General features: G+C 70.9%; 23 protein-coding genes. 7 read left to right on the top strand and 16 right to left on the bottom strand.

The window, feature by feature from the left end; translation table 11 throughout:
• Positions 1 to 148: 148 nt before the first annotated feature.
• The 5 genes from PV419_RS33110 to PV419_RS33090 all read right to left on the bottom strand — a co-directional run bounded on the left by PV419_RS33110 (position 149) and on the right by PV419_RS33090 (position 4,063).
• Positions 149 to 646 carry a snapalysin family zinc-dependent metalloprotease gene (locus PV419_RS33110; RefSeq protein ID WP_319695247.1) on the bottom strand — a complete coding sequence of 166 codons (498 nt, stop codon included), beginning with the start codon at positions 644 to 646 and terminating at the stop codon, positions 149 to 151.
• Positions 647 to 819: 173 nt separating this feature from the next.
• Entirely contained in the window at positions 820 to 1,023 is a 204-nt protein-coding gene (locus PV419_RS33105) for a hypothetical protein (RefSeq protein WP_319695246.1), read from the bottom strand.
• A 94-nt stretch (positions 1,024 to 1,117) separates the two neighbouring features.
• Positions 1,118 to 2,401, bottom strand: a complete 1,284-nt coding sequence (locus PV419_RS33100) for an amidohydrolase family protein (RefSeq protein ID WP_319695244.1) — start codon at positions 2,399 to 2,401, stop codon at positions 1,118 to 1,120.
• Positions 2,401 to 2,730 carry a hypothetical protein gene (locus PV419_RS33095; protein ID WP_319695242.1) on the bottom strand — a complete coding sequence of 110 codons (330 nt, stop codon included), beginning with the start codon at positions 2,728 to 2,730 and terminating at the stop codon, positions 2,401 to 2,403. Before PV419_RS33095 ends, PV419_RS33100 begins: the two co-directional genes overlap by 1 nt.
• Before the next feature lie 49 nt (positions 2,731 to 2,779).
• On the bottom strand, positions 2,780 to 4,063 hold the full coding sequence (locus PV419_RS33090; protein ID WP_319695240.1) for an aromatic ring-hydroxylating dioxygenase subunit alpha: 1,284 nt from the start codon (positions 4,061 to 4,063) through the stop codon (positions 2,780 to 2,782).
• A 280-nt stretch (positions 4,064 to 4,343) separates the two neighbouring features.
• Between PV419_RS33090 and PV419_RS33085 the strand changes: the two genes are divergently transcribed.
• The 3 genes from PV419_RS33085 to PV419_RS33075 are packed head-to-tail and all read left to right on the top strand — an operon-like array spanning position 4,344 to position 5,571.
• A complete protein-coding gene (locus PV419_RS33085) occupies positions 4,344 to 4,721 on the top strand; it encodes a carboxymuconolactone decarboxylase family protein (RefSeq protein ID WP_319695238.1) in 378 nt (125 codons plus the stop codon).
• Positions 4,718 to 5,164: an NAD(P)-binding domain-containing protein gene (locus PV419_RS33080; RefSeq protein ID WP_319695235.1), complete on the top strand. Its 447-nt coding sequence runs from the start codon at positions 4,718 to 4,720 to the stop codon at positions 5,162 to 5,164. The genes PV419_RS33085 and PV419_RS33080 overlap by 4 nt, the downstream gene beginning before the upstream one ends.
• Positions 5,131 to 5,571 (top strand): NAD-binding protein, encoded by a 441-nt coding sequence (locus PV419_RS33075; protein ID WP_319695444.1) that lies wholly within the window; start codon positions 5,131 to 5,133, stop codon positions 5,569 to 5,571. The genes PV419_RS33080 and PV419_RS33075 overlap by 34 nt, the downstream gene beginning before the upstream one ends.
• Here PV419_RS33075 and PV419_RS33070 read toward each other — a convergent pair.
• From PV419_RS33070 to PV419_RS33020, 11 genes are all read right to left on the bottom strand, one after another.
• Complete coding sequence (locus tag PV419_RS33070; protein WP_319695232.1) at positions 5,547 to 6,146, bottom strand: helix-turn-helix domain-containing protein; 600 nt, start codon at positions 6,144 to 6,146, stop codon at positions 5,547 to 5,549. The two genes, PV419_RS33075 and PV419_RS33070, sit on opposite strands and share 25 nt — an antisense overlap.
• 90 nt (positions 6,147 to 6,236) lie before the next feature.
• Positions 6,237 to 7,067, bottom strand: coding sequence for an NAD(P)-dependent oxidoreductase (locus PV419_RS33065; protein WP_319695230.1), 831 nt, complete (start codon positions 7,065 to 7,067; stop codon positions 6,237 to 6,239).
• Positions 7,064 to 7,564 (bottom strand): DoxX family protein, encoded by a 501-nt coding sequence (locus PV419_RS33060; protein WP_319695229.1) that lies wholly within the window; start codon positions 7,562 to 7,564, stop codon positions 7,064 to 7,066. Before PV419_RS33060 ends, PV419_RS33065 begins: the two co-directional genes overlap by 4 nt.
• Positions 7,557 to 8,471 (bottom strand): alpha/beta hydrolase, encoded by a 915-nt coding sequence (locus tag PV419_RS33055; protein WP_319695228.1) that lies wholly within the window; start codon positions 8,469 to 8,471, stop codon positions 7,557 to 7,559. The genes PV419_RS33060 and PV419_RS33055 overlap by 8 nt, the downstream gene beginning before the upstream one ends.
• A gap of 31 nt (positions 8,472 to 8,502) precedes the next feature.
• Entirely contained in the window at positions 8,503 to 10,158 is a 1,656-nt protein-coding gene (locus PV419_RS33050; RefSeq protein ID WP_319695227.1) for a thiolase C-terminal domain-containing protein, read from the bottom strand.
• Positions 10,155 to 11,522 carry a cytochrome P450 gene (locus PV419_RS33045; protein ID WP_319695225.1) on the bottom strand — a complete coding sequence of 456 codons (1,368 nt, stop codon included), beginning with the start codon at positions 11,520 to 11,522 and terminating at the stop codon, positions 10,155 to 10,157. The genes PV419_RS33050 and PV419_RS33045 overlap by 4 nt, the downstream gene beginning before the upstream one ends.
• Positions 11,523 to 11,556: 34 nt before the next feature.
• Positions 11,557 to 11,757, bottom strand: a complete 201-nt coding sequence (locus PV419_RS33040; RefSeq protein ID WP_319695224.1) for a ferredoxin — start codon at positions 11,755 to 11,757, stop codon at positions 11,557 to 11,559.
• Positions 11,758 to 11,764: 7 nt separating this feature from the next.
• The gene (locus PV419_RS33035) at positions 11,765 to 13,138 is read right to left on the bottom strand and encodes an ABC transporter substrate-binding protein (RefSeq protein ID WP_319695223.1); all 1,374 of its coding nucleotides are present in this window, start codon (positions 13,136 to 13,138) and stop codon (positions 11,765 to 11,767) included.
• 92 nt (positions 13,139 to 13,230) lie between these two features.
• A complete protein-coding gene (locus PV419_RS33030; RefSeq protein WP_319695222.1) occupies positions 13,231 to 14,436 on the bottom strand; it encodes a CoA transferase in 1,206 nt (401 codons plus the stop codon).
• Positions 14,433 to 15,899: an aldehyde dehydrogenase family protein gene (locus PV419_RS33025; RefSeq protein ID WP_319695221.1), complete on the bottom strand. Its 1,467-nt coding sequence runs from the start codon at positions 15,897 to 15,899 to the stop codon at positions 14,433 to 14,435. Before PV419_RS33025 ends, PV419_RS33030 begins: the two co-directional genes overlap by 4 nt.
• Positions 15,896 to 16,627 (bottom strand): SDR family oxidoreductase, encoded by a 732-nt coding sequence (locus PV419_RS33020; protein ID WP_319695219.1) that lies wholly within the window; start codon positions 16,625 to 16,627, stop codon positions 15,896 to 15,898. Before PV419_RS33020 ends, PV419_RS33025 begins: the two co-directional genes overlap by 4 nt.
• Before the next feature lie 181 nt (positions 16,628 to 16,808).
• On the opposite strand from PV419_RS33020, the gene PV419_RS33015 reads away from it, so the two are divergent.
• Genes PV419_RS33015 through PV419_RS33000 form a run of 4 tightly spaced genes read left to right on the top strand, consistent with a single transcriptional unit; the run spans position 16,809 to position 19,933 of the window.
• Positions 16,809 to 17,615, top strand: a complete 807-nt coding sequence (locus PV419_RS33015) for a TauD/TfdA family dioxygenase (RefSeq protein WP_319695218.1) — start codon at positions 16,809 to 16,811, stop codon at positions 17,613 to 17,615.
• Entirely contained in the window at positions 17,612 to 18,331 is a 720-nt protein-coding gene (locus tag PV419_RS33010; RefSeq protein WP_319695217.1) for an SDR family NAD(P)-dependent oxidoreductase, read from the top strand. The genes PV419_RS33015 and PV419_RS33010 overlap by 4 nt, the downstream gene beginning before the upstream one ends.
• Positions 18,328 to 18,864: a carboxymuconolactone decarboxylase family protein gene (locus tag PV419_RS33005; protein ID WP_319695216.1), complete on the top strand. Its 537-nt coding sequence runs from the start codon at positions 18,328 to 18,330 to the stop codon at positions 18,862 to 18,864. Before PV419_RS33010 ends, PV419_RS33005 begins: the two co-directional genes overlap by 4 nt.
• A gap of 13 nt (positions 18,865 to 18,877) precedes the next feature.
• Positions 18,878 to 19,933 carry a dihydrodipicolinate reductase gene (locus PV419_RS33000; protein ID WP_319695215.1) on the top strand — a complete coding sequence of 352 codons (1,056 nt, stop codon included), beginning with the start codon at positions 18,878 to 18,880 and terminating at the stop codon, positions 19,931 to 19,933.
• Positions 19,934 to 19,941 lie beyond the last annotated feature (8 nt).

Genomic DNA, 19,941 nt, shown 5'->3' with positions numbered 1-19,941 from the left:
CGTACCGCCACGCCGACGGCACGCAGCTCCTGTCCGGTGTGACGAGGCCCGTGGAACCGGAACCGTCAGGGAGGTGAATGTCTCCAGCCCCGACGCTGGCGAGGCAGAGCCGGGCCGTGGTTGGCAGCCCGGCGACAACCGACCACCCCTACCGTGCAGCGAGTCCTGACCCCCACCACGGGACCCGGTCACCGACGTCGTTGGCGGCGAAGAAGTCTTTGACAGCGGCCTTCTCACTGGCGTCTGGCTGATCGTTGACGCAGTCCGCTCCTCCCCAGGCGCCCGACATCACCTTGGAGCACGGGCTGCCCGGGCCCAGGTCGGGAAGCGACAGAATGTGACCCAGTTCGTGGACGACGATGCGGGAAGGCTTGTACAACTGGGCGTCCCCGACCTCCAGGTACACCCAGCCGCGTCCCGCGCCTTTGATGTTGACGTGGGATTGGACACCCCTGGCCGTCTTGTACTCCATGACCCGCAGCGCCGCCGGAGTGCCCTGCTCGACGAGCTTGATCGTCGGGACGGCCGTGTTCCAGATCGCGATCGCCTCGCGGGCCGCGTCGGTATAGGAGCCGGCCAGCAGCAGGTCGATCGGGATGACCTCCGGTGCGGGTTCGGCCGCGTCGGCCGGTGTGCTGACACCCAACAGGGCGCCACATGTGAGGACCGCGGTCGATAACAGGTTCAGTCTTCGGGCCACAGAATTCGCCTCCATTGGATTGACGGATGTGAGCGCACGCCAGCGGCTTCGCGTGGCGCCACGCTCCCAGCACTCAGGCGAAATGTCCTCGCTACGTCCCGGACCTGCCTGACGCGCTCTCAGTTGGGGGAGTCGTCCTCGCGCAGGTGCTGCACCAGCGCCGCGTACTTCTCGGGCCTGCCCGTCCCGCGCGTGATCCGCAGGTACGGGCGCCGGTCGGCGCCGCCCGCCTCGACGAGCAGCACGCGGACCTGATGGCTCGAGAGCCGTCCGGCCGGCACGCCGCCCTCGGCCACGGCGCCCGCGGCGACGTAGTCGTACATCACGGTCCTTTTGTGGGCGCGCGAGGCCTCGACGGTGCCGCGCGGTCCCCTCCTCGGCTTCCCGCGCGGCGCCGGCCCGGTCGTTTCGGCGGGGTCAGGAGCCCGCTGTGTCGTCGCGGTACACCCGGCCACCCTTCATCACGAAGCACACCTTCCCGGTGACGGACAGGTCCGTGAGCGGATCGCCGGGCACCGCGATGACGTCGGCGAGCAGTCCGGGGGCGATCCGGCCCCGGTCGTCGGCGTCGATCAGTTCGGCGGCGACGGTGGTCGCGGCGCGCAGGGCGTCGATCGGCCGCATGCCCCGGTCGGCGAGGGCGAGGAGTTCCATGACGCCCCTGCCGTGCGGGATGGCGGGGGCGTCGGTGCCGAGTGCGACCTTGACCCCGCGCCGGATCGCGCGGGCGGTGGACTCGCGGGCGCGTGGGAAGACGTCGGCGGCCTTCGCCCGGAGCGCCGGGTCCGCGTGCGCGGTGTCCATGCCCTCGGTGAGCGAGGTGGTGGCCACCAGGAAGGTGCCGCGCTCGATCATCAGGTCGAGGGTGGCGTCACTGGCCAGGAAGCCGTGCTCGATGCAGTCGATGCCGGCCTCCAGGGCGGCCCGGATCGCCGAGTCGCCCATGCAGTGCGCGGCGACCTTCAGCCCCGCGCGGTGCGCCTCGTCGACGACGGCGCACAGTTCCTCGTCGGAGTATTGCTGCGCACCAGCGGGGCCGGTGTGCGACATGACGCCGTTGGAGGCGCATACCTTGATGACCCGTGCCCCGTACTTGATCTGGTGGCGCACCGCCTTGCGCACCTCCGCCACCCCGTTGGCGATGCCTTCCTCCACGGTGAGCGGCAGCACGCCCGGCGCGAATGCCTGGAACATGGTCGGATCCAGGTGCCCGCCGGTCGGGGCGATCGCGTGCCCGGCGGGCACCACCCTCGGGCCCTCGACCCAGCCCAGGTCGATCGCCTTCTTCAGTGCGACGTCCAGCAGCACTCCCCCGGTCTGCACGAACAGGCCGAGGTTGCGCACGGTGGTATAGCCGCGGCTCAGGGTGCGGCGGGCGTTGGCGGCGGCACGCAGGGTCCGTACGGCCGGGTCCTCCTGGACCGGGATCAGTGGGCTGCGGTGGTCCGGACCGCCGAGGAAGAGGTTGACCTCCATGTCCATCAGGCCCGGCAGCAGGGTGACGTCCCCGAGGTCGCGGACGACCGTGCCCTCGGGCAGCCGAGTGGGCTGGACCTCGGCGATGTGCTCGCCCAACACCAACACCTGGCCCGGCTCCACGATCTCGCCCTTGTCGACGTCCAGCAGGCGTGCCGCCCGCAGCAGCACGGGGGGCTGCGGCGCCTTCTCCCTGCCGGCCGCCCCGCGTTCCCGGCCGCCCATCACACGGCGGGTTCGATGACGGCGTCGATGCTCGACGGGCCGCTGTCCGGCACCCTCGGCTGGCCCCACGCCTCCACCGGGAAGGCGACGGTCACCAGTGCGCAGAACGCCCACAGCAGGTGCTTGTCCTCGTCGCTGATCCCGTCGAGGCGGAGGTTCTCCAAATACTCGGTGTTCTGCTGGAGGAGTGGATACGCCACGTCGTAGAAAGCCTGAAGCTCCTCCATGGTGCTGGTGACGCGTTTGGCGTAGCGGGCCCGCTCGCCGCGGACCGCCCAGTCCGCGAACGGCTCCAGCGCGGCGAAGTCGGGGGGAAAGACGTTGCCCATGTCTAAGGTCTCCGTGTCTGTTCGGCGGGCGCTTCGGGCGGAGGGCGTCTCAGGAGGTGGGCGCCGCGGCGTTGCGCTGCTGGTACTCGCGCACGTAGCTCTGCGTGGTGTTGTGCAGATGGCGGAGCAGGACCTCCTGGTCGCAGAGCGGGAACTGGTCCACTGTCCGCGACTCCAGCATCGTCTGGGTCGCTTCCAGGGTGTTGCCGTCCTGGAGGCCGTACTCCTTGAAGGTCACGGCGGCGAGTTCCTGCTGGAGCCGCTGGAAGCCGTTCTCCGGCGGAACGAAGTAGCAGGTCCCCTCGAAAATGTGGGTGTTGTACGACGTCGGCCAGTAGTGGTACGTCAGCACCCAGTTGGGCCGCCAGATCAGCAGCATGAAGTTCGGGAAGAACACGAACGAGTCCATGCCCCAGACCTCGTTGCGCGTCGGGTTGATCGCCGGCGGCAGCTCCTCGGTCGTCATGCCGATGTCGGGGGCGTCCCACGGCCCGAACAGGCCGCTGCGCAGCACCCGTTCGATGGGCTTGACCATGGCCTTCTCCTTGGGGGGCGCGATACCGCCCCACGAGGAGACCATGCTGTGCGGGCCGTCGACGTCGTAGGACAGCGCCTCGTAGCCGTACTTCTTGATCTTGGCGGCCTCGCCCGACTCGTACTGGCCGGCATGGAGGATCGGAGCGTGGTAGAACTCGGCGAACGCGTCGATGAACAGCTTCCAGTTGCTGCCGATCTCGGCACGGTACTTGTGCACCTGGGTCAACTTGTGGAACGGGTAGCCGTCGATGCCCTGCGCGAACTTGCCGAGGTAGGTCTTGAGGGGTGTGGTGTTCTCCGGGTCGAGGTTGACGAAGATGAACCCCTCCCACACCTCCGTCTGTACCTGCATCAGCCCGTACTTCGACGTATCGATACCGAAGAACTCCGACTCCTGCTGGACGAAGGTGAGCTTGCCCTCCAGGTCGTAGCGCCAGGCGTGGTACTTGCAGGTGAAAGCCCGGCAGGTGCCCTTGGTCTCCTCGCGCGGGTAGTCGTCCCACACGAGCTTGTTGCCGCGGTGGCGGCACACGTTGTGGAAGGCGCGCACCTCGCCGTCCGTGCCGCGGACCACGACGACGGACGCCCGCGCGGCGTCCAGCTCCTTGGTGAAGTAGCTGCCCTTGCGCGGGAGTTGCTCGACGCGCCCGACGTTCAGCCAGGTCCGGCGGAAGATGGCGTCCCGTTCCAGCTCGTAGAACTCCGGCGAGATCGAGTCCGCGTAGGAGACGGGACCGGTGTCGATCTTGAAGTGCTCGGTCCAACTGCCCTCGGAGGGCTTGGGGAAGTGCGCCATGGGTCGGAACCTCCACTCAGGGTGACCCGGCCTACGATAACAACAGTCTCGTTAATGGAGAATAGCATTTCCGACCCTGCCTAACGACTGCTGTCGCATATGTTGATGCCGTTCCGGCGGGCCGATACGGTGGTGGCGTCTCGGACGGCCGCAATGACGACAGTCCTGGACGGCCGCGTCCACGCCCAGCCTCCCCCGTGTTCCTGACGAGGGCCCGAAGACGGCTCAGCTCATCATGGTCAGGCCCGGCCCCGCGCCGGGTCGGAGAAGGAGAGCGCGGATGTACAACGGCGAATGGCGGCGGGCCGCCGGCGCGGCTCGGGCGGAGATTCTCGGCGACGACAGCACACGTCTGCCTCCGGGCGATCCCATTCCCGCCGAGTTCCATGACCACTTGGTATCCATGGCGTGGGGCGCGTGGGCGCGCGGCGGGCCCTTGAGCCATCGCGACCGCAGCCTGCTGGTGCTGGCCAGGTCCGCGGCGCTCGGGCGGATGGACGAGTTCCGTCTTCATCTCGGTGCCGGGCCGCGCGCCGGGGTCACCGACGCCGAGGTCGACGAACTGCTGTTCCAGATCGCCGCCTACTGCGGCGCCCCGGCCGGGAACTCCGCCCGCTCCGCCGTCCGCGAGGTCCGTGGCGCCCGGGAGGGGGAGTGAAGGGCCGGTTAGCCGTGGTCGGCTGCGTCGGGCTGGGCGCCATGGGTGGCGTGCTGGCGTCGAACCTGGTCCGGGCCGGGTTCGAGGTGGTGGCGTACGACGCCGCCGGTCCTGCGCGGACTCCGCTGGGCGCCCGTTGGGCGCCGGGCCCGTCAGACGTTGCGCGGGCAGCGGCAACCGTGGTGCTCAGCCTGCCGGACGGAGAGGTCTGCCAGGAGGTGGTACGGGAGCTCGGTACCGCTCGGGACCGGCAGGTCACCCACGTCGTGGACACGTCCACAGTGGGGGTGGCGGCCGCCCGCATGCTGTCCGCGATGGGGCTGGCGTACGTGGACGCGCCCGTGTCGGGTGGGGTGGCCGGGGCACGTCGGCGCACCCTGATGGTCATGTACGCCGGGACGGACGAGGACTGCGCCCGGGTGGAGCCGGTCCTGGCCGGCTGAGCGACCGGCGGCGCAGGGTCGGCGACCGGCCCGGGCAGGCACAGGCGCTGAAGCTGGCCAATAACTTCCTGTCCGCGACCGCTCTCGCGGCGACCAGCGAGGCCGTAGCCTTCGGGCGGGGTGCCGGGCTGGACCCGACCGTGATGCTGGAGGTGCTCAACGCCTCCAGCGGACGCAGCGGAGCCAGTGCGGACAAGTTCCCCAGCGAGGTGCTCACAGGTCGCTACGCCTCGGGGTTCAGCAACGCGCTGATGGTCAAGGACGTGCGGCTCTACCTGGAGGAGGTGCGGCGGCTGAGCGGTGCCCGGACCTTGGGGGCGGTGACGGGCTCGGTGTGGGAGGCGTTCACCGCCGCGGAACCCGACGCCGACTTCACCCGCATCTACCCCTTCGTCGCAGGGGATTGACCCTCCGTGGCAGACGTGCCGGTGCCGAGGAGCACCGCCATGGCCTCCCGGACGATCTGCGGGTAGCGGTCCGCCTCCGAGTCCACGAGCCGCAACTGGTGGACGCCCTCGATCAGCGCCAGCACGGCAGCCGCTGCGATCGGCGCGCTCAGCCCGCTGGGCACGCGCTCCCCATACCGTTCGACCAGCCTCGCGACCAGGTGGTCCTGCACGGAGCGGCACCGCTGCCGGACGAAACCGGCGGCGGGTTCCTGGCCGGTAACCGCCTCGGCCAGCACCACGCTGTACACGGTGGCGAGCGACGGACGACTCTGTTCGAAGGCGACGGTCTCGGCGAAGTCGCCGGCCCAGTCCTCGCCGACCCGCCGTCCCGCCAGGTTCTCCCGGGCGAGCTCCTCACGGAAACTGAGGATCTCCAGCAGCAACCGCTTCTTGCTGGGGAAGTAGTACAGGACGCCCTGCCGGGTGAGGCCGGCCCGATCGGCCACCGCGTCGATCGAGGTGCCCTTGAAGCCGTGGGCGGCCATGACCTCCAGCGCGGCCTCCAGAATCTGCGCACGCCGGTCAGACACCATGTCCTGCCCCTTCCTGCGGTGGAGAGGTGCTCGCACACAGTACGCACGGGCGCGGCCCGGGGGCGAGAGTGGGTTCGCCTCTTCTTCCCCTCACCGTCCCATCGCGGCGAGAGCGGCCAGGGCCGCCCCCCGGATTACCGCCCCCTCGCGCACGCCGGCCCTGTCCGCGATCTCGGCGAAGAGGCGCACGTCCTTGGCGAGCAGGCTCCCCCCGTGGGAGGCGATGCGGTCCAGGCCGCCGCCGGCATCGGCGACCCGCTCCAGCGCGAAGCTGGCCGCGCTGCCGCGTGGCAGCGCCCGGCTCAGCGCCGCTCGGTCGAGACCGAGGGTGGCCCCCAGCCCGAGCACATCCGCGGCGAGCCCCAGGTGGGCCGTGAACAGCAGGTTGTTGAGGATCTTCGCCAACTGGCCGGAGCCGGTCGGGCCGAGGTGGACGACGGGGTCGCCGTAGGTGGCGAACACCGGGCGGCAGCGGGCGAAGACCTGCGGGTCCCCGCCCGCCATGACGACCAGGGAGCCCTGGTCGGCCGCCCGGCCGCCCCCGCTGACCGGCGCGTCCACGAGAAAGACGCCGCACGTGCGGGCCGACGTCTCCAGGCGACGGCAGGTGTCGGGGTGCACCGTGGAATGGACGGCGATCACGCCGCCCCGGCGCAGTCCGGCGAGAACCCCGTCCGGTCCGGTGACCACCTGCTCGACATCGGCGTCATCGACGACGCACAGGCACACCAGGTCGCTGGTCATGGCCAGTTCGGCGGGCGAGGTGACCAGCTTGGCACCGCAGTCCACGAACGGCATCAGCGTGGCGGGTCTGCGGGCCCACAGGGTCGTTTCGTGTCCGGCGGCGATGATGCGGCGTGCCATGGGCGCGCCCTGACTGCCCAGTCCGATGAATCCCACGCGCAGTGGGGGTCTGCTCATGCAGTCCTCCGGGGGCGCCAGAACAGGGCGAGCAGTACAGCAGTCGCCGCCACGCCGAGTCCCAGCACGACACCGGCGCCCGCCCACCCCGTGACTGCGGTGCCGGCCGCCGTGTCGACCGCGTACTCCCCCGGACCCCAGGCGCCGAGCGCGAGGGAGAGCACGGCCAGGACGAGGACGTACTCCCAGCCTTCCTTGAAGACGAAGAACCCGTGCGGCCGGTGGGCGAGCAGCCCAGCGACCAGCATGACCGACAGCACCGCCGCGCAGGCCAGCGGCGTGAGCAGTCCGAGCACCAGGAGGGCGCCCGCGCCGATCTCGGTGACCACACTAAGCCACGCCTGCAGACGCGGCCGGGTCAGACCCAAGCCGGCGAACCAGCGCGCGGTGCCGGTGATGCCGCCCCCGCCCCGCCAGTGGTTCCAGCCGTGCGCCACCATGACCGCGCCCAGCACGAGCCGGACCACCAGCAGCGCGGCGTCGAAGGCCTCACCCATCGCGCCGCCCCCGCTCCGCGGGCAGCGCGGGCACGCCGAGCGCGCACTCCTCGACGAAGGCCAGGACGTGCAGATGGTAGGCGAGGGCCGTCCGCCCAACGCTGGTGTTGTGGCCCGCCCCCGCCTGCTCGTGGAGCACCACGCGAGGTGAGCCGGTGAACAGCGAGGCGAGGTCCGACAGGCCCTCCGGCCCGTTGATCCACACCTGCTCGTGTTCGGCGAGGGTGATGTGGACCGGCACCGCGACACGCGCCGCCAGCCGCACCAGGTCCTCCTGCCAGCCCTCCCGGTGTCCCTCATAGGCGGGCGAGGCCGCGCCAATGCGCTGTCCACCGTGTACATCGGGCGGGTAGGCCTGCGGCGGATACCACAGCGCCTGGCGCAGGCTGGGCCGGGTGCGGGTCGGGTCGCTCCGCCACTCCTCCATCGCCCGCACTGCCCGGGGGTGGTGCACCCGGCCCATGCCGGCCAGCTCCACGCCGAGCGGCTCCCCGGCCCGCGGGTCGCTTGCCATACGCAGCGCGAGTTCGGAGCCCGCCGAGTGCGCCCACAGGAATACGCCCACACCGCGTTCACGGTCCTTCAGCAGCGCCTCGACGGCCTCGTACGCGAAGTCGGTGAGCTGGTCGGGCGTACGCATGTGGTCCTCGTGCCCGGCGGAACTGCCGTAGCCGGGGCGGTCCGGGGCGAGGACGGTGAAGCCGGCCGCGGCGGCGGTGCGCAGGAGGGAGAGCCTCGGGTGCCCGGGGTGGTCGAAGTAGGCGGAGGTGGTGGCGCCGCCGTGCAGGGCCACGATCACGGCCTGCGGTCGCGGTACCTCGGCCACCAGTGCGGAGGCGGGGATGCCGTGCACGTCGACGACCTGCCGGCGTACGGGGGTGGCGAGTTCGGGTTCGAGTGAGGTCATGCCTCGGTCCTGGAAGTCACGGTCTTGGAAGTCATGCGTCCGTCCTGAGCAGGAGTACGCCGCTGGGGGTGAGCCCGCCGCTGGAGACCACCGCGGTGCGCGCGCCCGCGACCTGCCGCTGCCCCGCCTGGCCGCGCAGCTGGAGCACGGCCTCGTGGAGCAGACCCATGCCGTGGGTGCGGCCGTGGGAGAGCTGACCGCCGTGCGGGTTCAAGGGCAGCGGACCGTCCGGGGCGATGTTCTTGCCACCGTCCAGGAAGTCGCGGGCCTCGCCGATGCCGCAGAAGCCGAGCGCCTCGATCCAGGACAGGCAGTTGAAGGTGAAGCCGTCGTAGAGCAGTGCCAGGTCCACGTCGGCAGGGCGCAGATCGGTGCGCATCCACAGGTGGGCGGCCTGGCCGAGCACCTGGGGTTCGTGCGTGAGAGTGGACTGGTCCCATTCGGGACGTTCGACGATCTGCGTGCCGACGGCCTCGACGCGGACCAGTGGTCCGGGGAGGTCGGGCACGGTCTCGGCGGCGGAGACGACGACGGCGACGGAGGCGTCGCAGGGGACGTCGCAGTCGTAGAGGCCGAAGGGGGTGGTGACGGTACGCGCGGAGAGGTAGTCGTCCATGGTGAGCGGGTCGCGGTAGATCGCGTCCGGGTGGCGGGCCGCGTTGGCGCGCTGGTTGAGGGCGATCCAGCCGAGCGTCTCCCGAGTGGTGCCGTAGCGGTGCATGTGCCGCTGGGCGTTCATCGCCAGCATGACCGCGGGCGAGACGGCACCGAAGGGCTTGAACCAGCCTTCCGCGTCCGCCCGTCGGGGCACGGAGATCCTGCCCTGCCGGGCGAGTGTGCCGTACGTCGCCTCCCACACCGTGCGGAAGCACAGCACGTGCCGGGCCAGGCCGCCCGCGACCGCGAGCATCGCGGCGATCACCGAACCGCCCGGGCCGGGGGTCTCCCCCGCGCCGTTGTGCCACACCGGGCGGATGCCGAGCGCGGACTCCAGCGCGGTCACACCGCCCTCGGCGAAGCCGCCGTAGGCCCCGCCGCCGGGGTAGGTGCACAGACCGTCGATGTCGTCGAGGGTGAGACCCGCGTCGGCGACGGCCTTCTCGCAGGCCTCGACGGTGAGGTCGAGGGGCGGGACCATCAGACGGCGGCCGATGCGTGAGGCGCCGGTGCCGCTGATGACAGCGCGGTCCTCGAACCGGACTCCGGTCAGCGCCGGGCGCAGATGCGTGGTGACCGGGGGGTCCTCGGGCAGGGGTGCGGGCGGGGGCTGCTCGGTGCACGGCCGGAACAGAGGGAGCCAGGCCTCGCCGGCCTGCTCGAACACCACCTCCATGCGCATGCCGATCCGCAGGTCCTCCGGCGCGCAGCCGACGACGTTGGTGGTCAGCCTGACGCGCGGGTCCTCCTCGATCGCCACCTGGACGACGACGAACGGGGAGGGCAGGCCGGGGAACGGGAAGCGGTGGTTGACGGTGAAGCCGATCAGGGTGGCGAAGCCCGAGACCTCCCCGACCTCGGTCTCGTGTCCCCGGCAGTGGCGGCAGACGGGCTGCGGCGGGTGGATCAGTGCCCGGCACGCGGTGCAGGTCTGGAAGCGGAGCCGTCCGTCCCGGCCGGAGGTCCAGAAGAATTCGGTCTCCTGGCGGATCTCCGGCTGTGGACGGACAGCGTCCTCGTCCCCGCTCAACGGATCTTCGCCTCCGCCTTGCGGACCGTGACCGGCTCGGCCAGTCCCTGCTCGTCACAGGCCTGTTGAAGGTTCTCCAGGGTTTCCGCCAGTCCGGGTCCGAGGCGGTTGCCCGGCGTGAAGGTCGCCGGGAGGTGGCGCATGCCCTGGATGACGCCGATGGTCTCGTAGTGGACCGTGCCCTCGGGGTCGCACACGAAGTCGGGCATCCGGTCGAGGACCTGGAGGAGCATCCGTTTGAAGACTGTCCGCGCGACGTTGGAGCCGATGCAGCGGTGGATGCCCAGGCCGAAGGCGGTGTGGCGGTTGCCGCCTCGGGCCAGGTCGACCTGGTCGGGGTCGGTGAAGACCCGCGGGTCGCGGTTGGCCATCGCCCAGGACAGCCACAGCCGGTCGCCCTCCTTGAGCTCGGCGCCTGCGATCTCGCAGTCCTCGGCGACGGTGCGGCCGTCGCCGGGCGCGGGGGTGAAGTAGCGAAGGAACTCCTCCGTGGCGGTGTCCAGCAGGGTGTCGCGCTCCCGGCTCAACCGGGTCCGCTCGCCGGGGTGCTGGGACAGCCACTCCAGGGAGTGGGCGGTGAGCGCGGTGGTGGTGTCGAAGCCGCCGCCGATGAGCAGGGCGAGGGCTCCGATCAGGTCCTCCTCGGGCGGGACCTTGCCGTCGATCTGCAGACGGGCGAGTGCGTCGGCGAGGCCCGGCCGTGGGTGGGCGCGGACCTCCTGGAGCGTGGCTGCGATGTCCCGGATCATCGTCATGTGCCCCTCCACCACCCGTGCCATCTCCGGCGAGTCGGGCGGGGTGTAGACGCCGGCGTGGGCGGGTTCGTTGTACAGCTCCCACTTCTTCAGCGGGATGCCCATCATGGCGAGTGTGAAGACGGCCGGGACGATGTTGGCGAGGTCGTCGACGAAGTCGATCCGGCCGGTCTCGATGCGTTCGTCGATGCAGGCGCGGGCCACGTCGTCGATGAACGGGATCCATCGCTGGACGGCCGCCGGGGAGAGGTAGGGGTTGAGGGCGGTGCGATAGGCGCGCTGTTCGGGGGGGTCCATCTCCAGGAAGCCGCCGCGCAGGCCCCTGCCGCGGGGCGGGGCCGGGATGCTGATGCCCCGGTAGCCGCGGCGCTCGCCGTGCACGTCGTGGTCGTTGGACAGCTTCTCCCCGGCGCGGGCGAAGGCGAGCAGTTCACGGTTGCCGGCGGCCACCCAGTGTCCGTCGTAGGTGTCGGTCCAGGCGAGCGGGCAGCCCGAGTGGAACGCCCGGGTCTGCTCCTCGAACTGGTCGCGGTACTCCGGGGCGTGCCGGTCGAAGTGGACGCGGGGCTGTTTGCGGGCCTCGTCGCCGGTGGTGGCCGGTGCGGTCATGGGCTGTGCTTCCTCTCGGTCCGCCGGGTACGGCTCAGAACACGCCGATCGCGCGTTCGGGGCAGGAGCGGACGGCCTCGACCACGGCGTCCTCCTGGTCGCTGGGGACGTCCTCGGCGACCGGCGAGGAGTGTCCGTCGATCTCGCTGAGTTCGAAGACCTTGGGGGCGCGCATGGCGCACAGGGTGTGCCCCTGGCAGCGCTCGGGGTCGACGCGTACCTTCACGTCGCTCACCTCCGGTTCATGTCAGGTCGGCCAGGGACTTGCCGACGTCGGCGAGGGTGGCCGGTTTGCCGTAGTCGCCCTTGTACTTGTAGGTGGGGGCGTCACAGCGGTACGCGCCGTGGTCGGGTTCGAAGTCGGCCGCCTGCCAGCCCTTGGCGGTCGCCTCGACGATGACGTAGCACTTGGGCGGCTCCTTCGAGGTGAGGTCGAAGGGGGCCTGCAGGCCACCGGCGGTGAAGGCGGTGTTCTTCATCGCGTTCTCGTACACGCACGTGCGGGTGAGCTCGGCGCAGTCGCGGGCGGCGGTGGCGAACAGCAGCCAGGCGGAGAAGGCGCGCAGAGCAGGGTAGGTGACCTGCTTGCCGGGGTCGTACTTCTCGAACAGGTCGATCACCTGCTGGACGGCCGGGTTGTCCCGCGCACTCTCCAGCGGGGCGGTGCCGAGGAGTTCGGCGTAGTTGTGCTGTGTGCCCAGGGCGGCGCCGGCCAGTTGCGGGAAGGCGGGGCCGTAGGCGTTGCTGTTGGCGTCGATCCAGTCGGGGGTGTACCCGATGCCGGTGAGGGCCTGCTCCAGTTTGGCCAGGCTCGCGAAGTCGCCCAGGAAGACGAGCCCCTTGACGCCGTCCTTCTTGATCGACTGGGCGTAGGGCGTCCAGTCGGAGACTCCGGCCGCCGGGTACAAGTCGCTGTAGGAGACCGTGCCGCCGAGACCGGCGACGGCTTCCTTGAACTGGGCGGCCATGACCTTGGTGACGGGGGCGTCGCCCGCGATGACACCGACCTTGCGTGCCGAGTCCGGGTACTTGTCCTTCAGCAGCCAGGAGTAGTAGCCGGCGTACTGGAAGTACCCGGCGGTGGGTCCGGAGGCGAGGACCTGGAGGTCGGAGCCGATGGCGCCGATCTGGCTGGACTGGGCAGGGAAGTTGGGCAGCAGGCACTTCAGCCGGTCCTTGACGCCAAGGCTGTCCAGCGCCGAGCCGCCGCCCACGAGCGCGAAGTCGGCCTTGCATGCCTCCAGCACCCGCTGGCGGACCTCCATCAGCTTCGCGTCGCGGGTGACGGGAGCGATGTCGCGGCCGTTGATGCCACCCGCGTCGTTGCACCAGGACGTGAACACCTTCGCGGCGTCCACAAACTCGGACCGTTTGGTGAAGCCGATGTCGGACATGACGCCGACCTGGATCTCGTCGTCGGTGACGCCCTGGACGGAGGAGAACTTGGCGGTGCCGGGGCCGCACACGTCCTTCAGGGTGCCGAAGTCGGAGCTCTTCCGGGCGGCGGGACTCGACCGCTGTGCGGAGTCGGTGCCGGGGCCGTCACCCGACCGGGTGGAGCAGCCGGCCAGCAGCACCGCGACCACGGTGGCCGCGCCGATCAGCATCCTGCGCATGGTGGTGCCTCCTCGGGGAGCTCGGACGCCGTCGTCCGAGGGAGGTGAGGGAGTGCGGGGGGTGGCGTGGGCCGGGCGCCCCGGCCTGACGGTCAGGTGATCGCGCCGCTCGCCTTGAGGGCGAGGATGCGGTCCCAGTCGTAGCCGAGCTCGGCGAGGATCTCCTCGGTCTGGGCGGCGAACTCCGGGGCGGCTTGGAGGCGGGTGTCCTCGACGTCGAACTGGACGGGACTGGTGACCAGTTCGAGGTCGCCGGCCCGCCCGATGTAGCCGTTGGCGCGGACCTGCTGGTCGGCGGCGGCCTGGAGGGTGTCCTGGACGGGTGCCCAGGGTCCGTCGAGCGCGGCGAGGTCCTTGGACCACTCGGTCAGGGTGCGGCTCGCGATCACCTCGCGGAGGATCTTCACCGCCTCCTTCGTGTGTTCGGCGATGGCCTCGGCGGTGGCGAAGCGGGGGTCGTCGGCGAGTTCCGGCCGGCCGATGCAGCGGCACACGTCGGGCCAGAACTTGGCCGGCTGGAGCATGACGAAGGCGATAAACCGGTGGTCGGCGGTGCGGTAGAGCCCGGAGAGCGGGTTGGTGGGTGAGCCGTGGGCACTGGGCGTCACCCCCTCCCAGGGGCGGTCGAGGTGCACGGAGACGGCGATGGTGTGGCCGAGCGCCCACAGGCCGCTGCCGAGGAGGGAGACGTCCACGACGGGGGCCTCGCCGGTGCGTTCCCGGCGCAACAGGGCAGCGGCGACGCCACCGGCGAGGTTGGTGCCGGAGACGGTGTCGCCATAGGCGGGTCCGGGCGGGCTGATCATGCCGTCGCTGCCGGGCGGGGTGATGCTGGCTGCGGTCCCCGCGCGCGCCCAGAAGGCGGTCATGTCGTAGCCGCCCTTGTCCGCCTCGGGGCCGCGCGGGCCGAGGGCGGTGCCGCGGGCGTAGACGATGCGCGGGTTGACGGCGCGGATGTCGTCGACGTCGACACCGAGGCGGGCGCGGGCGCCGGGCATGAGGCTGGTGAGGAAGACGTCGGAGTCCTTGACCAGTTCGTAGAGCACCTCGCGGCCCTCGGGTCGGGACATGTCCAGGCCCAGGGAGCGCTTGCCGCGGTTGGCGTGGGCGACGTTGGGGTTGGGGTCGCCCTCCACCCGGAACGAGCCGGTCTGGCGCAGTCCGCGCTGCGGGTCGCCGGTGACGGCGTGCTCGATCTTGACGACGTCGGCGCCCCAGTCGGCGAGCACGGCCCCGGCCGAGGGCACGAAGCCGTACATGGCGACTTCGAGGACGCGGATGCCTTCGAGCGGCTTCATGCCACCTCCTCGGGGGGTACGACGCGGCCGAAGGCCTTCTTCTCCAGGAACTCCTCGAATCCGGCGCGTCCGCTCTCCCGGCCGATGCCGGACTGTTTGTATCCGCCGAACGGCACGTCGGCGGAGAAGTAGTTTCCGCCGTTGATCGAGAAGGTGCCGGTGCGGATGCGGCGGGCGAGGCGGATGGCGCGCTGGTCGTCGGCGCTGTGGACGGCGCCGGACAGGCCGTACTTGGAGTGGTTGGCGATGCGGACGGCGTCGTCCTCGTCGTCGTAGGGGATGACCGCGAGGACGGGTCCGAAGACCTCCTCCTGGGCGATCTCGCTGTCGGGGTCGACGCCGGCGAGGAGGGTGGGTTCGTAGAACCAGCCGGGGTCGACGCGCTTGCCGCCGCGGACCAGTCTCGCCCCGGCCTCGACGGCGCGCCGCACCATGGCGTCGACCTTGTCGCGCTGCTGCTCGCTGATGAGCGGGCCCATGGCGGTCTCCGGGGCCCTCGGGTCGCCGACGCGGACGCGTTCCATGCCCGCGGCGACGAGCTGCACGATCCGGTCGTGGTCGGCCCGCGGGACGAGGAGGCGGGAGGTGAGGGCGCAGCCCTGGCCGGAGTGGGAGCAGATGGTGAAGGCGGCGAACATGGCGGCCTTGGTGTAGTCCGCGTCGTCCAGGACGATCATGGCGGACTTGCCGCCGAGTTCGAGGAAGACCCGTTTCACGGTGTCGGCCGCGGCGGCCATGATGGCCCGCCCGGTGGTGGTGGCGCCGGTGAAGGTGACCAGGTCCACGTCGGGGTGGGTGGTGAGCGCTTCGCCGGTCTCGGCGCGCGAGGAACTGAGGATGTTGACGACACCGGGCGGGATGTCGGTGTGCTCCGCGATGAGTTCGCCGAGCGCGAGGGTGGTCAGTGGGGTCTGCGGGGCGCCCTTGAGGACGACCGTGCAGCCGGCCGCGAGCGCGGGGGCCAACTTGGCGAGGGCGAGCTGGTTGGGGAAGTTGTACGGCAGGATGGCGGCGACGACCCCCGCCGCCTCCTTCTCCACCCAGCGGTGGTGGCGCCGGCCGCGGCTCTCCTTCTCCCCGAGGTCCTCGGTGAACTCGTAGGTCTCCAGGAGGTCGGCGTAGTACGTCACGAGGCCGATGGGTTCGTCGAGCTGAGGGCCGTGGGTGAGCTGGCGGGGTGCGCCGACCTCGGCGATGGTCAGCTCGCGCAGCTCCTCGCGGTGATCGTCGAGGGCCTGGTGGAGCTGGCGCAGACAACGCAGCCGGAGGTCCTTGTCCGTGGCCCAGCCGGTGCTGTCGAAGGCGCGGCGGGCGGCGGCGATCGCGGCCTCGGCGTCGGCCTTCGTGGCGTCCGGAGCGTGTCCGAGCAGGTCACCGGTGGCGGGGTTGTACGAGGGGAAGGTGCTGTCGGCGGCGACCAGCTTGCCGTCGATCAGCTGGGACTTGACGACGAGGCCGCTCACAGCCGCACCACCGATCCGCCGTCTACGGCGATGACCTGTCCGGTGACCCAGGCGGCCTCGTCGGAGAGCAGGAACAGCAGGGCACCCGCCTGGTCGGTGGGCGTGCCCATTCGCTTGAGGGCGAAGGACTGCACCATGGCCGCGCGGTACTCCTCGGGGATGATGCTGCGCGCCGCCTCGGTGTCCGTCGGACCCGGCGCGATCGCGTTGACGCGGATGCCGCGCGGGCCGAGTTCGGCGGCGAGGGAGGCGGTGAGATGGTTGATGCCGGCCTTGGCGAGCCCGTAGAAGCCGGTGGCCTGCCAGGCCGCGGTCGACGACTGGTTGACGACGGCCGCGCCCTCCTTGAGGTGCGGCAGGGCGGCACGGGTGACGTGCAGCGCGCCGAGCAGGTTGACCTTCAGGAACCGGTCGAGGTAGTCGTAGTCGACGGTGACGATGCCCTCGCGGCGCATGCCGTGGAAGACGGCCGCGTTGTTGACCAGGTGGTCGATCCGCCCGAACTCGCGCATCACGGTGTCGCTGAGCGCTTCGGCGGACGCGGGGTCGGCCACGTCGGTCCGCACGAACAGGGCGTCACCGATCTCCTTGGCGACCCGCTGCCCCTGCTCCTCGTTCAGCTCCGCGACCACCACGCGCGCGCCCTCGGCCGCCAGCGCCCGGGCGTACCCCTCGCCAATGCCCTGGCCGGCCCCGGTGACGATGATCACCTTGTCCTTGAACCGCATCCCAGCCTCCTCGCTCGGTAGCTCGGAAACTACATTCTCTTTTTGCGTGAAGCAAGGATTCGAACATGAGAATCAAATACTCACACCAGCCGGGCTCACCACCCAACACCCCCGCACGCACGGGGGTTCCCGCCCGCACCTTCACGAGAATAGGATTCTCGTATTCGGAAGGAGTGTTTCCATGATCGAATCGAAAGCCTTGAGCCCGGCGCTCGGGGTCGAGTTCACCGGGGTCACGGACCCGCTCGACGACTCCTTCGTCCACCGCTGCGCGGAGGCCCTCAAGTGGCGGGGCGTCCTGCTGGTGCGCGGACTGCACCTCGACGACGAGCGGCAGCTGGCGTTCAGCCGGCGGCTGGGCGAGGTGGTGGCGCTGAACGGGGCGGAGATCTTCCCGATCTCCATCAATCCGGAGAAGAGCAGGACCGCCAGGTACCTCAAGGGCGCGTTCTTCTGGCATCTCGACGGCACCACCGACGACGTGCCGGTCAAGGCGACCACACTGACCGCCCGTCAGGTCGCCATGACCGGCGGCGGCACCGACTTCGCCAGTACCTACGCGGCGTACGAGGCCCTTCCGGAGAAGGACCGGGAGCGCTACGCGTCGCTGCGGGTGGTGCACAGCTTCGAGGCCGCCCAGCGGCTGGTGAACCCCGACCCCGGCGAGCAGGAGCTGGCGGCCTGGCGCACCCAGCCCACGCACGAGGTGTCCTTGGTGTGGCAGCGCCGCGACGGCCGCCGCTCCCTGGTCACCGGCGCCACCGCCGACCACGTCGTCGGCATGGACCCCGGCGACAGCCGCGCCCTGTTGGAGGAACTGCTCGACTGGACCACCCAGGAGCGCTTCCGCCACACCCACGACTGGGCGGTCGGCGACCTGGTGGTCTGGGACAACACCGGCATCCTGCACCGGGCCCTGCCCTACGACGAGAACTCCGAGCGGCTGCTGCACCGCACGACCGTCGTCGGCGACGAGGCGTTCGCATGAGCGCCGCGTCGGCACCGACGGCCGTCGTGACCGGCGGCGCGTCCGGCATCGGCCGGGCAATCGCGCACCGGTTCGCCGCGGACGGGCTGAACGTGGCCGTGCTCGACCTCTCCCCCGCCGAGGACGGCTTCGGGCTGACCGTGGACGTCACGGACCGCGCCCAGGTGGACAAGGCGATGGACGCGGTGCGCGAGCGCTTCGGCCCCGTGGGCGTCCTGGTCAACGCGGCCGGCAAGGACGGCTTCACCCGCTTCGCGGACCTGCCCTTCGCCGACTGGCAGCGCGTGGTCGACATCAACCTCAACGGTGTCTTCCACTGCGTGCAGTCGGCCCTGCCGGACATGGTGCACGCCCGCTGGGGCCGGATCGTCAACATCTCCTCCTCCAGCACCCACTCCGGCCAGCCGTTCATGGCCCACTACGTGGCGGCCAAGTCCGCCGTGAACGGACTCACCAAGTCCCTGGCCCTCGAACTCGGGCCGAAGGGCATCACGGTGAACGCGATCCCGCCCGGCTTCATCGACACCCCCATGCTGCGCACCGCCGAGCGGGAGCAGCGGCTCGGCGGCACCATCGAGGACCACATCGCGCGCACGCCGGTCCGCCGGGTCGGCCGCCCCGAGGACATCGCCGCGACCTGCTCCTTCCTGGTCAGCGAGGAGGCCGGTTACATCACCGGGCAGATCATCGGCGTGAACGGGGGCCGCAACACATGACGAGACTGCGCCCCGTCCCCTACGAGGAGTGGGACGGCGAGGTGCTGCGCCCGCTGACGGGCGGGCGCACCGTCCCGCCGTCCAACGCCCTCGGCCTGCTGCTGAACCACCCGCAGCTGGCCAAGGCGTTCCTGACCTTCAGCACCCACCTGCTGTACCGCAGCACACTGCCCGCCAGGACGCGTGAGCTGACGATCCTCAGGGTCGCCTGGCGTCACCGGTGCCGGTACGAGTGGGCCCACCACGTGCTGATCGCACGCGAGGCCGGTGTGACGGAGGAGGAAGTGGAGGAGGTCCGCCAGGGCGCGAGCACGCTGCTGAACCGGGCGGTGGACGAACTCGAGACCACCTCCTTCCTGTCCGACGAGCTGTACGAGGAGCTGGCGAAGCACATGGACGAACGACAGCTGATGGACTTCGTGTTCACGGTCGGCGCGTACCGGACGCAGGCCATGGCCTACAACGCCTTCGCGGTGGAACCCGATCCGGGAATGGACGACGGGGACATGCGCGACCGCGGACCGGCCGCGTAGCCAGGGGATGGACATGCCGCGTTCCGTACGCCCCGACCAGCCGCTTCGCGTCGTCCAGTGGGCCACGGGGACCATCGGCGCGCGATCGCTGCGCGCCGTTGTCGACCATCCGCACATGGTGCTGGCGGGAGTTCACGTCCACTCCCCCGGCAAAGCCGGCCGTGACGCCGGCGAGCTGTGCGGGAGTGGCCCCACGGGCGTCACGACCACCCACCGTCTCGACGACGTCCTCGCCCTGGGGGCCGACTGCGTGCTGTACATGCCACGCACGGCCGACCTGGACGAGCTGTGCGCTCTGCTCGCGTCCGGCGCCGACGTCGTGGCCACGACCGGCGGGTTCCACCACCCGGCCGGCCTGGACCCCGCCGTCCGGTGCAGGGTCGAGGCAGCCTGCGAGCGGGGCGGCACCTCGCTCCACGACACCGGCAGCAGCCCCGGCTTCATCACCGAGGCCGTACCTCTCGTGCTGGCCTCGGTACAGCGGCGGCTGGACAACCTGACCGTCCACGAGTACGCCGATCTGTCCCGGCGGGACTCGCCGGAGCTGCTGTTCGACATCATGGGCTTCGGCCGGGATCCGGCCGCGGCGTTCGACGAAGGCCGCCTGGCGCACATCCGGGGCAGTTTCGGACCGTCGTTGCGTCTGGTGGCCGACGCGCTGGGGCTGCCCCTGGACTCGGTGGAAGCGCGTGGGCGGTTCGCCACGGCGGCACACACGACCGACATCGCCGCCGGAGTCCTGCGCGCCGGGACGGTGGCGGCGCAGCGGATGACAGTGACCGGCCTGCGGGGCGGCCGTACGCTGCTGGAGTTCAACGCGACCTGGTACTGCACCGACGACCTCGACCCGGCCTGGGACCTGCGTCCCACCGGGTGGCATCTGAGGGTCGACGGCGACGCGCCCCTCGACATCGACATGCGCTTCCCGGTGCCGCTGGAGCGGTTGGCCGCGCTCTCCCCCGGCTACACCGCCCACCGGGCCGTCAACGCCGTCCCCGCCGTCTGCGCGGCGGCCCCGGGCATCCGGACCACGGTGGACCTCCCCCCGTTCACCGCGGTGCTCGGCTGAGCCGGGGC

It is taken from the genome of Streptomyces sp. ME19-01-6 (genome assembly GCF_033793745.1).
Taxonomy (GTDB): Bacteria; Actinomycetota; Actinomycetes; order Streptomycetales; family Streptomycetaceae; genus Streptomyces.
This window is presented reverse-complemented; position numbering and strand designations above follow the sequence as displayed.

What these genes read in the sequence shown, in the direction of transcription:
- PV419_RS33105 (WP_319695246.1), bottom strand. Translation starts at nt 1,023, where the DNA reads ATGTACGACTACGTCGCCGCGGGCGCCGTGGCCGAGGGCGGCGTGCCG.
- PV419_RS33100 (WP_319695244.1), bottom strand. Translation starts at nt 2,401, where the DNA reads ATGGGCGGCCGGGAACGCGGGGCGGCCGGCAGGGAGAAGGCGCCGCAG.
- PV419_RS33095 (WP_319695242.1), bottom strand. Translation starts at nt 2,730, where the DNA reads ATGGGCAACGTCTTTCCCCCCGACTTCGCCGCGCTGGAGCCGTTCGCG.
- PV419_RS33090 (WP_319695240.1), bottom strand. Translation starts at nt 4,063, where the DNA reads ATGGCGCACTTCCCCAAGCCCTCCGAGGGCAGTTGGACCGAGCACTTC.
- PV419_RS33085 (WP_319695238.1), top strand. Translation starts at nt 4,344, where the DNA reads ATGTACAACGGCGAATGGCGGCGGGCCGCCGGCGCGGCTCGGGCGGAG.
- PV419_RS33070 (WP_319695232.1), bottom strand. Translation starts at nt 6,146, where the DNA reads ATGGTGTCTGACCGGCGTGCGCAGATTCTGGAGGCCGCGCTGGAGGTC.
- PV419_RS33065 (WP_319695230.1), bottom strand. Translation starts at nt 7,067, where the DNA reads ATGAGCAGACCCCCACTGCGCGTGGGATTCATCGGACTGGGCAGTCAG.
- PV419_RS33060 (WP_319695229.1), bottom strand. Translation starts at nt 7,564, where the DNA reads ATGGGTGAGGCCTTCGACGCCGCGCTGCTGGTGGTCCGGCTCGTGCTG.
- PV419_RS33055 (WP_319695228.1), bottom strand. Translation starts at nt 8,471, where the DNA reads ATGACCTCACTCGAACCCGAACTCGCCACCCCCGTACGCCGGCAGGTC.
- PV419_RS33045 (WP_319695225.1), bottom strand. Translation starts at nt 11,522, where the DNA reads ATGACCGCACCGGCCACCACCGGCGACGAGGCCCGCAAACAGCCCCGC.
- PV419_RS33035 (WP_319695223.1), bottom strand. Translation starts at nt 13,138, where the DNA reads ATGCGCAGGATGCTGATCGGCGCGGCCACCGTGGTCGCGGTGCTGCTG.
- PV419_RS33030 (WP_319695222.1), bottom strand. Translation starts at nt 14,436, where the DNA reads ATGAAGCCGCTCGAAGGCATCCGCGTCCTCGAAGTCGCCATGTACGGC.
- PV419_RS33020 (WP_319695219.1), bottom strand. Translation starts at nt 16,627, where the DNA reads ATGCGGTTCAAGGACAAGGTGATCATCGTCACCGGGGCCGGCCAGGGC.
- PV419_RS33015 (WP_319695218.1), top strand. Translation starts at nt 16,809, where the DNA reads ATGATCGAATCGAAAGCCTTGAGCCCGGCGCTCGGGGTCGAGTTCACC.
- PV419_RS33010 (WP_319695217.1), top strand. Translation starts at nt 17,612, where the DNA reads ATGAGCGCCGCGTCGGCACCGACGGCCGTCGTGACCGGCGGCGCGTCC.
- PV419_RS33005 (WP_319695216.1), top strand. Translation starts at nt 18,328, where the DNA reads ATGACGAGACTGCGCCCCGTCCCCTACGAGGAGTGGGACGGCGAGGTG.
- PV419_RS33000 (WP_319695215.1), top strand. Translation starts at nt 18,878, where the DNA reads ATGCCGCGTTCCGTACGCCCCGACCAGCCGCTTCGCGTCGTCCAGTGG.